We start from the raw sequence: 12265 nt of genomic DNA on the forward strand, positions 1-12265 counted from the left end.
TATTCTTCTCCTTATGACTTTTGTCCTTTTAACCAATCCACTATTTGTATTTCTATTTTACTTAGTTGTTCCGGATGCTCGATTAAATCAAACCAGTTAACTGCCATTTTATTTCTAAACCAAGTTAATTGTCGTTTTGCGTAACGCCTTGAGTTGCGTTTTATTAACTCTGTCGCTTCATCAAGTGATTGTTTTTCTTCAAAATAAGCATATAGCTCTTTATATCCAATACCTTTACTAGCTGGTAAATCATTGGTTTTTTGGTTAAAAAGCCATTTTGCTTCATCAATCAGCCCGGAACCAATCATAAGGTCAACTCGACGATTAATCCGATCATATAGCACTGACCTATCAGTCGATAACCCAATAATAAAGGGGTTAAACTCATCCGTTTTTTGATCCGCTTGCGCCGAAAACAATTGATTTGATTTTTTAATAACCTCTAATGCCCTGATTACTCGTAGCGTATTATTAACTGGAATTTTTAATGCTGCATTTGGATCTAAGCTTTCTAATTCTTGCCAAAGTGCCTCAGGACCGATTTTTTCACTACGTTCTTGTAATTCTTTTCTTAAATTTAAATCGTCGTCATTATCTGTTCCCAATTGAAAATTATCAAGTAATGCCTGTAAATAAAATCCGGTCCCACCAACAATTATTGGTAATTTCCCTCTAGAGGCAATATCACTAATTGCTGCGCGACTTTCGACTGTAAAATCAGCGACTGAATAACGTTCATCACTATTCTTGTGATTAATTAAATAATGTGGAATTCCATCCATCTCATCTTCTGTAATTTTAGCCGTCCCTATATCTAATTTCCGGTAAACTTGCATAGAATCGCCTGAAATAATCTCACCATTAAATTTTTTTGCTAATTTTATCGATAAATCAGTTTTACCAACTGCAGTTGGCCCAACAATTAACAATACTTTTTGCGTCATTTCTAATCTCCTTGAATATCTTTTCGTACTTCTATTGCTTTTGCAGGAAAATCTGTAAAAATGGCATCATATTTCTTTTTAAAACAATAAGTCATATCCTTAACTGAATTAACTGTCCAAGGGCGAATCAGTAGCTTTGGCCAAAATAAGCCATGTCGTTCTCTCAGCCAGGTCACATCAGGGTGTAAGCTAGTGATTAAATGATGCTTAGCCAATTGACGCGACTCTTTAATTTTAAATTGGAATAAACTCGCGAATTCTGCATCAGGATTAATTTTTTGCATTCTACGAATTGAGTTTGGATTAAAACTAGAATACAAAAGATGAATATCTGATGGTAATTGTTCCATTTGTTTATTTACAAGTTCTTCTATACCTTGGTATTCTATATGATTCGTTTTTAATTCTAAATTAAAAGTGCCTTTAAAGTTGTTATCTTTTAACAACTCAATTACTTCTTTTAATGTTGGAATTTGTTCACCTTGATAGTCAGAACTGAATTTAATTCCTGCATCTGCTTTTTTTAATTCCGCTAGTGTCAGATTTACTACCTTACCTGTTAAATTTGTGGTCCTATCAATTTTTTCATCATGCATAATGATTAGTTCACCATCTTTAGACAACTGAACATCAGTCTCAATGCCGTCGGCTCCTGCATCTATTGCGGCCTGAAAACTAACTAACGTATTTTCTGGTCTGGTTCCCTTACTTCCGCGATGCGCATAAATTTTGGTCTGCATATACAAGTCACCCCTAACTTTCAAAAATTATTATATCATTAATCGTAAAATAGCGGTGCTTTTAGTGGCAATTTTAGATTGAATAAGTCATAATAAAGATGTCAAATGAATAAGGAGGTCTACATAATGAAAAACTTTTCAAAAGGTTTCTTAGTCGGAACTGCTGCAACTGTAGGCGCATTAGTTGGTAGCGTCTTTGCCTTTAAAAAAACTGTTGTTGCACCCATCGAAGAAAAAGAACAAATGATTGAAGAAAACCGTAAACGTGCAACACGTAAGAGCCGTTCATCACACCATTCATAAACTAATAAAAGCATTGAAGAATTTTCATTCCTCAATGCTTTTTCTTTTTAGCGTTTTTTTGTTCTACCATCCCATTTTGAAAAACCTGTTTTCAAAATAGTAATATCTGTATAGCCTTGTTTGTGTAATTTATAGGCTGCTCGAGTACTAATCGATTTACCTTGGTCATATAAGTAAAGAGGTAAATCTTTTCTTAAACCACCAATCGCTGTTTTAAATTGAGAATAGGGAATATTTCTTGCTCCCATAATATGAGAAGCATCAAATTCACTTTTTTCACGTAAATCAACAACTTGCGCCTTACGCATACCTTCATTAAATTCTTCATTTGTTACTAATTTAGCTGCACGGCGACCCATATACCAAAGATAAAATTGGTTACCAGCTAACCCAACTAAAATAATAATCAAAATGATATTAATTATTAAACTAACCTTTACTGCTCCTAAAATCATACTAGTTCTCCCCTCAATTATTATTTAATAAACTGACGAGCAAGTGAAGCGGCACCAATAACGCCAGCTTCATTTCCTAATTGTGCTAATTTTAATGATGTTGATGAACGAACTGTTGGGAATGAAAATTGTTTAAAGTATTTAGTAACTTGATCTAATAGGAACGTTCCAGCAGCAGAAACACCGCCACCGATAACAATATATGCTGGATTTAACATATTACCTAAGTTACCACAAGCTAGTCCAAGATAATACGATACCTTATCAACGACCATTTTACCTAAAACATCATTCTCTTTAGCTAAATCAAAAACTAATTTAGATGTAATTTCTTGTCCGTCATCTAACATTTCTTTTAATTTTGATTGGCCAGCAAACTCTTCAGCCATATCACGAGCTACACGTACAACACCAGTAGCTGAAGCATATTGTTCTAAACAACCATGCTTACCACAAGTACACATGTAGCCATTAGGTTCAACTGTAATATGTCCAACTTCGCCACCAGCACCAGCAACACCATGTAATAATGCACCGTTAGCGATAATACCGCCACCAACACCAGTTCCAAGCGTGATGAAGGCAACTTCATCATCATTTTCGCCAGCGCCTTTCCAACGTTCACCTAAAGCAGCAACGTTGGCGTCATTATCAATAGCAAATGGAATTTGTGTACCGGATTCAATATCTGCTTGAACATTTTGCAATGTTTTCCAGTTCAAATTATATGCACCAATAACAGTTCCATCTGCACGATTTACTGTACCTGGTGAGCCCATACCAATTCCAACGAATTGATCAGCAGTCATATCAAATAGTCTGATATGGTGATTAATTGAAGCAATGATATCTGGCACAATATGTGAGCCTTCATCAAGAACGTTTGTTTCAATACTCCATTTTTGTTGAATATCGCCTGTTTCAGTTAAAATAGCGAATTTAACTGTTGTGCCACCTAAGTCGACACCAATTAATTTTTTTTCAATTACCATTATTCAAATTCCTCCACTTACACTCTCAATTATTTTGTTCTTCAACTCGATGTTCATGAGATAGTACAATTTTAGCTCTAGCATAGATTTTGTCATCAATCACTCCTGATCGATGTAAATTATCTAATTCCAATGCCATTAATTCAATATCCCACATACGTTTACCAACATAAACGTACACACCAAATTGTTTCAATAGTTGTTGGACATCATACAAATTTTTCAATTAACGGTCACCACCTTAAACTAGATACTATTAGAAATTCCAATTTTAATCAGAATTAAATTGATAATAATTAAAATAACGAATGCAGCTATCTGTTTAATATGACTGATTCGTGCCAATCTTGGTGCGCCTACAGTCGTTGCGATTAAGAATCCAGATAAAATACCGCCAATATGAGCTGCATTATCTGTACTTGACGACATAAACCCAAACGCAAGATTTAACACAATGAATAGTAAAAATTGCTGCGACATTTGTCTAAAATAGGCACTTTTTCTAAAATTATCACCTAACATTAGGAATGCCCCAAATAAACCAAAAATAGCACCACTAGCGCCTGCCGAAATAGTATCTGGACTGAACGTGAAACTTGCAATATTGCCAGCAATTCCAGCAAGCAAATAAATGCCTGTAAAACGCCAATGACCAAATAACATCTCAATTTGGATACCAATAAAATACAATGTAACCATATTAAGGACAATATGTTCAAATCCAATATGTAAAAATATGGGATTAAATAATCGCCACCACTCGCCGTCCATGATCAGTGGATTATATTTAGCGCCAAATTCAATTAATACATTTGTGTCTTGACTACCACCAGCAAGTGTCATTGCGATGAAAACAATTGCTGATAATCCAATAAAAAAGTACGTCATAAATGGTGTATTTTTGTATTTTGCCAAATTCATAGATAGCTCCTTATTTCATATAAAAATTTACAAAATAACGTTTACAAGATTTTATTTCAACTAGTATAAAAGTTATTTAAAACAAAAAAACAACAGGAAAATTCCCGTTGTTATTTTGTTTCGCGATGTAAAGTAACCTTACGATCACGTGGGCAAAATTTATTAAGCTCAACACGATCTGGATTATTACGTTTGTTTTTACTTGATAGGTATGTCCGTTCATGACATTCCGTACATTCTAATGTAATGTGTACACGCATGGTTGCAACCCTCCATATATTTCTTCATAATTTCATAAGACAATTAGTCTTTAACGTCTTATATAATATCATTATTAATAAGTAAACGCTAGTGTTTTTTTTTATTTGTTAAGGAAATTTACTTTACAGCAATAAAATCAGGTATTAGATGACTTATTTCCTTAATATTATTTATCAGATTCAACAGTTTTCCAAAATGCTGAATAAATTGAAACTGCTGCCTGACCATTCACAGCACTACCTGTATTATTAGCCATTCCAGGGAAAACGAGTGCAACGACCACTTTAGGCTTGTTAGAAGGTGCATATGAAGCCAAACTAAGTGCTTCAGTTTCAGATGTTCCATAGAATGTTTGAGCAGTACCTGTTTTAGCTGAAATTGATGGTGTTACATCACTCATCGCATTCCCAGTTCTCAATGAACTTGATCCATGAACAACCTTATAAAATCCTGATTGAACAACATCAAATTCTGATTTTGTTGCGTTAACTGTACTTAAAATATTAGGTGTCATTTCAGTTTGAACAGAACCTAAAGAACCATCCTCATTTGTTGAACGAATCGCTTTTACAATTTGTGGTTGTAATCTTGTACCACCATTAGCCATCGTTGACATGTATTGCGCTAATTGAATAGTTGTATATGAATCATAATTTCCGAAAGATAAATCAAGTGCTTTACCAATATTTGTTTGGTTAGCTACACCCTCAAAACCAGTTGACTCACCAGGTAAATCAACACCTGTTTTGATACCAAGTCCGAATTGATTAAAGTAACCACGCATTTTGGGGAAAATTGAATTCGACATATCCAGTGAAGAACCACTTGAATATTTGAATCCGCCTTCTCTCATTGCTAACTGCATCATGTACGAGTTAGAAGAAACCATTAATGCATCAGAAGCTGTTAACGCAACGTTAGCTGAACCAGATGTATTAAACCATGATGACTTAGGAGCTGTCCCAGCAAGCTTAATAGGTTCATCAGTTATGGTATTGCTAGTTGGTGTAATTGCCCCATCCATCATAGCTCCCATAACCGTAGCACCTTTTACAACAGAACCCATGGTAAATACTTGATTAATCGACCCTAAAGCATCATCCGTAATCTTACCTGTTTTAATATTTCGATTAACACCGGCCATTGCATAAACGGCACCTGTATTTGGGTTCATGACAACTGCGTAGGCCCCTGGATTATAAGGATTGCTTCCAGCAATTGATTTCACACTATCGTTCATAATCTTTTGAACTTGAGCTTGGAATTTAGCGTTAATATTTAAGACGAGATTATCACCTTTTTTACCACTATATTCTTGTACTTGTTTTACTATTTTACTATTAGCCACTTCAACCTTAGTTTGTGACTTTGTTCCTTTTAAAACATCTTCATATTGTTTTTCTAAATAACTCTGACCAACACTATCATTTCGTGAATAACCTTCAGTCATTAACGTTTCCACGCTATCACTAGGTAGCCCAGTAGCTTCACTAGTGACATTTCCGATGATACTGTTCATACTTTTACCATTTGGGTAACTTCGTGACCAGTTAGTTCCTATTTTAATCCCATTCATCCCTGATAAATGTTCACCTACTTCAGCCATCTCCTTATCGGAAACATCAGAGGTTTTTAAGTAAACAGTTGATAATGAATAAGCACCCGTCATTTTCCCAAAAACAGTAGCAGCTTCTTTTTCTTCATCAGTTAATGAATCAATGTTATTTTTAACAGCATATGCTACTGTCAATGTATTAAAATCAGTAGTTGATAATTTGTTTAACTCAGCAGATGTTAAATTTTTTTCTTTTTTTACAGCAGCAGTGACAGCTTTTAAATGCCCCTTATCCGCTAAGTAGTAATCAGCAGCATTGCGGTCTGTTAATTTACTCGTATCAATACTGACATAGGTTACTAAGTTATTAGCTATCTTATATAAATCAGGCGATAGGATACCTGATCCTTTTGTATAAGTAATTGCTCGAGAAGAATTATTACCAACTAGAACCTTACCTGTTGAGTCATAAACCATCCCACGCTGTACATTCTTAGTTTCTGTTGTCGTATCCGTACTATTAACTGTCGCTTCAAATGAAGCTCCGTTTAAAATTTGTAAATAGGCTAACTGCGCCAGTAATGCTGCAAAAAGTAGGAAAACAATAAAAAACAGGAAATTTAATCTAAATGGAATATGTGATTTATTTTGTTTGCTTCGACCTTGTTTTGTTTTTGGAAGTTTCACGTTTAATTACCTCTCACTGTATCATTATTAGTCTTTTAATTCGTATAAATATATCATTTACCATATTACCACATTTTTAAGATTCATTGGCCCAATAAACAGGCTAACAATTTATATTATAATAAAAACTTTAATAATCAGATTAAATATATTTTTATCTGCTGCTGATTTATGCGGTAAAGTCCCAAATATGCTATTCTTATTACCATACATTAATAGTCAGAGAGGTTTTAAAATGGTTAAGCTTAAAAATTATCTTAAAAAGAATCATGTACTCCTTCTAAGTTTCCTTATTCCTTTATTCATTATGCTTTGTTACTTTATTGGCCGCAAAATGTATCCTTTTGGGAATAGTTCTCTATTAACTGTTGATTTAGGTCAGCAATATATTGATTTTTTCTCTTATTTTAGAGCCACACTTCTCCATCATCCTACTAGTTTTTTCTATTCATTTTCACAAGCAATTGGTGGTGATATGTTAGGTGAGTGGGCATACTACTTAATGAGTCCTTTTAATCTTATTTTCTTAGTATTTCCAGGAAAATCAATTTTAGCGGGTGTTATGGTAGTCACCCTTTTAAAATATGCCTTATCAGGCCTTACGTTCGGTTTATTATTAAAGAAAACAACAAGAATGACTTCACTTTATATCCCATTATTTGCCACAGCGTATGCGCTAATGGGTTGGACGATTGCTAACCAACTTAATTTATTATGGTTAGACGCTGTTATTCTATTACCTTTAGTTATTTTAGGCTTTGAAAAATTACAGTTGAATTCAAAAAGTTGGGCTTATACTTGGTGGCTTGCGTTACTTTTAATCGTTAACTATTATATGGGTTATATGGTCTGTCTTTTTATGATTTTATATTTCTTATATACAACAAGTCGTGTATCTCTATCAGTTAAACAATTTTTTAAAAAATCATGGATTTTCATCTATAAATCTCTAGTTTCTGTAGCAATTTCAGCAATTATCCTCTTTCCAACTCTATTCTCATTGCTTTCAAGTAAGGGAGAATACACGGAAGAATCTATTAAAGCAAAAATTGAATATAATCCTTTAGCGATGCTTTCAAAATTTGTGATTGGTTCATTCAATTTTGATCAAATGCCTTCTGGTTTCCCTAATATTTTTGTAGGGAGTTTGGCTTTAATTGGTTTTATCTTATATTTCATGAATAACCGTTTTTCAATTAAAGAACGGGTTGTCTCTTTTTTAATCACAAGTTTCTTGATCCTATCGATGTGCTTTGAACCTTTAGATTTACTATGGCACGGAATGCAATTTCCAGTTTGGTATCCTTATCGTTTTTCATTTGTATTTTGCTTTTGGATTATCCTTTTAGCTGCTCAACAATTTGAGTACTTTAATCCTATAAAATTCTGGAAATTGAGTATTGTAGGTCTTTTATTCATCGGAATGTTTACGTACTTATTTATATCAAAAGAATCTTATAGTTATTTATCTGATGAAACTTTATTCCTATCAATTTTATTTATTCTTTTAACGTTAATTTTAATTCAGTTCCAAGATCATGCATCACCTTCATTCAAATGGTTGTTATTTGCAAGTGTAATAGCTGAGATGTCATGTAACGCTGTTTATTCATTAGATAACATTAGTTATTTATCTACAAGTGAATACGACGTGTCAACGACTGCCCTAGCAACTGAAAGTAAATCGTTAAAAAAAATTGATAATTCTTTCTATCGTGTCGCACAAACATACAGTCGGACTAAAAATGATGCCATGTCAGCTGATTTTTTCAGCGGTTCCCATTTTAGTTCTGCTTTTTCAAAATCAATCCCAACTTTTTACGGTAAGATAGGACAACCTGATGGTGATAATTATGTCACTTACTCAAATGGTACCTTGGTAACAGATGCCCTATTAAATATGAAGTACGTTTTTACACCAAAACAATTACGGACTTCTAAGGCATTGGACACACAGTTAGAAACATTGACACCACTAACTGAAAAACCTGATACAGCTTACTATAGACCTGTCTCAAATAACTCGTTAACTGAAACGGTTAAAAATCCGTATGCTTTATCAATTGGCTATGCAGCAAATGATACTATATTGACAAACAAGAATAAAACAACTAACCCATTAAGATATCAGTCTGATTGGTTATCTGCTCTAACCGGTATTAATAACGATGCTTTATTTACACCAATTAATTTTAATACTGTCAATTTTGATAACGTTGGTTCACAAATTAATTTAACAAATTCTATTCTAACAAAAACGAAACTAAATAAATCTGGACTAGTCACTTTCACATACACACCAACAACAAACGATGCTTATTATTTAACCTTAGGTTCAGGATTAAGTACTGATAATGTTTTATTTAAATTAAATGGTCACGAATTAAAACAATATAAAACGTATCGAAATACAGTTGTTGTTAATATTGCATCCAATAATAAAGGTAAAAAAATAGTTCTGACAGCTAAATTAAAGAAAAGAACCCTTTTCTTAGAAAACTTTACGCTTTATCAAATGAATGTTAATTCATTTAAATCCCAAATTAAGCAACTAAAATCTAGTGAATTAAACGTTACAAAATACAATCAACATTCAATCACAGGTTCAATATCAGTTAAACGTAATCATCAAGTCGTCTTTACAACGATTCCATACAGTAAAGGTTGGCATGTTAAAGTTGATGGTAAATCCGTAGCAACTAATAAATCATTGAATACTTTTCTCAGCTTTAAAGTTGCTAAGGGAAATCATACCGTTAAACTTATCTATTGGCCACCATACATGGGTATTGGTTTGATCGTCTCAATTTTGGCTATTCTCTTGATACTTATTAAGCCAATTATCGTTCACACAAAAAGATTGATTAAATAGTTTTTGTATAATACAAAAGGACAAGATTGCAATATGCAATCTTGTCCTTTTATTTAGTCTTGTTCATTTTTTCATCAAATTCTGTGACAGCTTTTGTTTCACCAATAATCAGTACCTGATCATTTGGTAAAATAATTTGATCTGCTAATGGTGAAATAATCATTTCTTTACCACGTCTAATACTGATTACATTTAAATTAAATGTTGATCTGAAATTTAATTCATCTAATGTCTTATTAACATATCTCGGATCTGTCATATCAATTTCTGCCAATCGGTAATCATCATCTAAATCTAAGTAATCTAACAAATGATTAGAACTTAATGCCCTACCCAACTTGATTCCCATATCTCGTTCAGGATGAACAATATGATCTGCCCCAACCTTTTGGAGTACACGAGCGTGATATTTATTCAATGCTTTAGCCGTTACGACAGGAACACCTAATTCTTTAACCATCAATGTGACTAAGATACTTGCTTGAATATCTTCACCAATTGCGACAATCACATGATCAAAATTACGAATACCGATTGATTTTAAAGCTTCATCATCTTGTGCATCGGCAACAACAGCATGTGTTGCAATATCCATATAATCATTTACACGAGCTTCATCCCTATCAATAACTAAAACTTCTTGCCCATACTCAATCAACGTTTCGCAAACACTCGCACCAAATCGACCTAAACCGATTATTGCAAAATTCTTTTTCAACTTATCTCACCTACTTAATTTAATAAAAAAAGACTAAGTAACAAATGATTTGCAACTTAATCTTTTATATTTAGCTTTTATAAATTATCTTTAACATCGGTAATTTTGACTTCAAAATTACCATTTGGTGTTTCAATTGTTACTGTTTCATTTAATTTATGGCCAACTAATCCTTTAGCGATTGGTGATTCATTTGAAATTTTACCAGACATTGGGTCAGCTTCTGCCGCACCAACAATCGTGTATGTTTCTTCCTCTTCACCAGGTTCCATAAATGAAACTGTTTTACCAACAGAAACTTCGTCAGCATCTACACCAGCGTTATCAATAATTTCTGCATAATGGAGCATATGTTCAATTGTTTTAACTCGGCCTTCAACAAAACTTTGTTCATCTTTAGCTGATTCATATTCTGAATTTTCTGATAAATCGCCATAACTACGTGCAATCTTAATACGATTAATAATTTCTGCACGCGTTTTTGTTTTTAATGTTTCAAGTTCTTCTTCAAGTTTAACTTTACCGTCTACGGTCATTGGATATACTTTATCTTCTGCCATCACTTACTCCTCTTAAAATTAATAAGTTCAATATGCCTATCAGGTTAACATTTAATTTTGTGATTGTAAACCGGTTGCGTGGATTATTGAACATAATCATTATCAGCCTGTGTCATAGGTGAAAATGCTTGGTAATATTCATACGTTTTAGAATATTCTATTTTTTTAGAATTTGAATTGAAAATAAAATAGAAATTACCTTTCTTTCTGTCCAATGGTGTCAAAACAGCCTGGATAGAATCTAAACTAGCATTGTTAAATGGACCAGGTCCATATCCTTTATAAACGTACAAATTATATGGTTTATCCACGTAATAATCAGCTGACGTTAAATCTTTTTGCGGTATATTTAGCGCATAACTAACTGATATTTTTGATTGTAACGTTATTTCTGATGCAATTCGATTGAAATAAACACCGGCAATTTTTTGACGATCTTTATGGTTTTCCGTCTCTTTTTCAACTAATGAAGCGAGAGAAATGACCTCTTGTACTGTTAATTTTTGTTTTTTTATTGTTGCATAATAAGGCGATAATTCATCATTTGCTTTAACAATCATTTGCTCAACAAGATTTTTTAACGTTGTTTTTTTATAAACAGTATACGTAGCTGGGAACAAATAACCTTCTAAAGGATATCTCACGTTTTTAGATGCCATAGTGGTATCTAAAAGATCTGGATATTTTTTATCTAAGTAATCCAAAAAAGTTTTATTTTTCATTAATTTAATAAAATCATTATATGAAAAATTTGTTTCTTTTGAAATGGATTTACCGATTTGGTTAATTGTTGTTCCCTCACCAACTAATACTTTCGCTAATTTATTTTGTATAGGCTCACTACTTCCACCTTGTTGAAGTGTCCAAGCAATTTTATCCAAACTCATAGATGCCTTAAGTTGATAGTAGCCGCCCTTAAATTGTGACACCTTTTTTTGCTTGACATAGTACGTATACACCGTACCACTTTTAATAATTTTATTTTTTTCTAAAATTGTTCCAATTTGTTTTGTACTTGATCCAATTGGAATATAAACTTGTTCAATTTTATTATTATTTTTATCTAGTGGATCTAAAGATGCCTTGATATATCTATAGGTCATAAACAATATTGTCAGTAGTAATATACATAATAATGCAATGACCCCTGCAATAATTTTCTTAGCCTGGTTTTTATTATTCTCTGGCGGTAATTCTGGAGATGTATCATCTTTTTTCATTGTTTAACCTCCTCACGCTTAATAATAAGTATTATTA

Annotated in this window: 13 protein-coding genes and 1 pseudogene; 2 read left to right on the top strand and 12 right to left on the bottom strand. The window is 32.9% G+C overall.

The window, feature by feature from the left end; all coding sequences use genetic code 11:
- Positions 1 to 11: 11 nt before the first annotated feature.
- Positions 12 to 944, bottom strand: coding sequence for a tRNA (adenosine(37)-N6)-dimethylallyltransferase MiaA (gene miaA / locus AC1RP4_RS03070; RefSeq protein WP_481761230.1), 933 nt, complete (start codon positions 942 to 944; stop codon positions 12 to 14).
- 2 nt (positions 945 to 946) lie between these two features.
- On the bottom strand, positions 947 to 1684 hold the full coding sequence (locus AC1RP4_RS03075) for a glycerophosphodiester phosphodiesterase (RefSeq protein ID WP_481761229.1): 738 nt from the start codon (positions 1682 to 1684) through the stop codon (positions 947 to 949).
- Positions 1685 to 1810: 126 nt separating this feature from the next.
- On the opposite strand from AC1RP4_RS03075, the gene AC1RP4_RS03080 reads away from it, so the two are divergent.
- Positions 1811 to 1987, top strand: coding sequence for a DUF3042 family protein (locus AC1RP4_RS03080; protein WP_409022655.1), 177 nt, complete (start codon positions 1811 to 1813; stop codon positions 1985 to 1987).
- A gap of 47 nt (positions 1988 to 2034) precedes the next feature.
- Here the strand turns inward: AC1RP4_RS03080 and AC1RP4_RS03085 are convergent, their stop codons facing one another.
- From AC1RP4_RS03085 to AC1RP4_RS03115, 7 genes and pseudogenes are all read right to left on the bottom strand, one after another.
- Complete coding sequence (locus tag AC1RP4_RS03085) at positions 2035 to 2442, bottom strand: rhodanese-like domain-containing protein (RefSeq protein ID WP_481761228.1); 408 nt, start codon at positions 2440 to 2442, stop codon at positions 2035 to 2037.
- Positions 2443 to 2462: 20 nt separating this feature from the next.
- Entirely contained in the window at positions 2463 to 3428 is a 966-nt protein-coding gene (locus AC1RP4_RS03090) for an ROK family glucokinase (RefSeq protein WP_481761402.1), read from the bottom strand.
- Between the two features lie 31 nt (positions 3429 to 3459).
- Positions 3460 to 3660: a YqgQ family protein gene (locus AC1RP4_RS03095; RefSeq protein ID WP_409022657.1), complete on the bottom strand. Its 201-nt coding sequence runs from the start codon at positions 3658 to 3660 to the stop codon at positions 3460 to 3462.
- A gap of 20 nt (positions 3661 to 3680) precedes the next feature.
- Entirely contained in the window at positions 3681 to 4355 is a 675-nt protein-coding gene (locus AC1RP4_RS03100) for a rhomboid family intramembrane serine protease (protein WP_481761227.1), read from the bottom strand.
- Positions 4356 to 4465: 110 nt separating this feature from the next.
- On the bottom strand, positions 4466 to 4615 hold the full coding sequence (gene rpmG, locus AC1RP4_RS03105; protein WP_057973409.1) for a 50S ribosomal protein L33: 150 nt from the start codon (positions 4613 to 4615) through the stop codon (positions 4466 to 4468).
- Positions 4616 to 4782: 167 nt separating this feature from the next.
- Entirely contained in the window at positions 4783 to 5856 is a 1074-nt protein-coding gene (locus tag AC1RP4_RS03110) for a penicillin-binding transpeptidase domain-containing protein (RefSeq protein WP_481762408.1), read from the bottom strand.
- Positions 5857 to 5964: 108 nt separating this feature from the next.
- Positions 5965 to 6858: pseudogene (locus AC1RP4_RS03115) on the bottom strand (peptidoglycan D,D-transpeptidase FtsI family protein); the annotation flags it as partial.
- 235 nt (positions 6859 to 7093) lie between these two features.
- Here AC1RP4_RS03115 and AC1RP4_RS03120 point away from each other — a divergent pair.
- Positions 7094 to 9730 carry a YfhO family protein gene (locus AC1RP4_RS03120; protein WP_481761225.1) on the top strand — a complete coding sequence of 879 codons (2637 nt, stop codon included), beginning with the start codon at positions 7094 to 7096 and terminating at the stop codon, positions 9728 to 9730.
- 49 nt (positions 9731 to 9779) lie between these two features.
- Here the strand turns inward: AC1RP4_RS03120 and AC1RP4_RS03125 are convergent, their stop codons facing one another.
- The 3 genes from AC1RP4_RS03125 to mltG all read right to left on the bottom strand — a co-directional run bounded on the left by AC1RP4_RS03125 (position 9780) and on the right by mltG (position 12228).
- Positions 9780 to 10448, bottom strand: a complete 669-nt coding sequence (locus AC1RP4_RS03125) for a potassium channel family protein (protein WP_481761224.1) — start codon at positions 10446 to 10448, stop codon at positions 9780 to 9782.
- Positions 10449 to 10525: 77 nt separating this feature from the next.
- On the bottom strand, positions 10526 to 11008 hold the full coding sequence (gene greA, locus AC1RP4_RS03130; protein ID WP_481761223.1) for a transcription elongation factor GreA: 483 nt from the start codon (positions 11006 to 11008) through the stop codon (positions 10526 to 10528).
- 83 nt (positions 11009 to 11091) lie between these two features.
- Positions 11092 to 12228, bottom strand: a complete 1137-nt coding sequence (gene mltG / locus AC1RP4_RS03135) for an endolytic transglycosylase MltG (protein ID WP_481761222.1) — start codon at positions 12226 to 12228, stop codon at positions 11092 to 11094.
- Positions 12229 to 12265 lie beyond the last annotated feature (37 nt).

The organism is Dellaglioa sp. CoH-56-MRSF-10, from assembly GCF_056782175.1.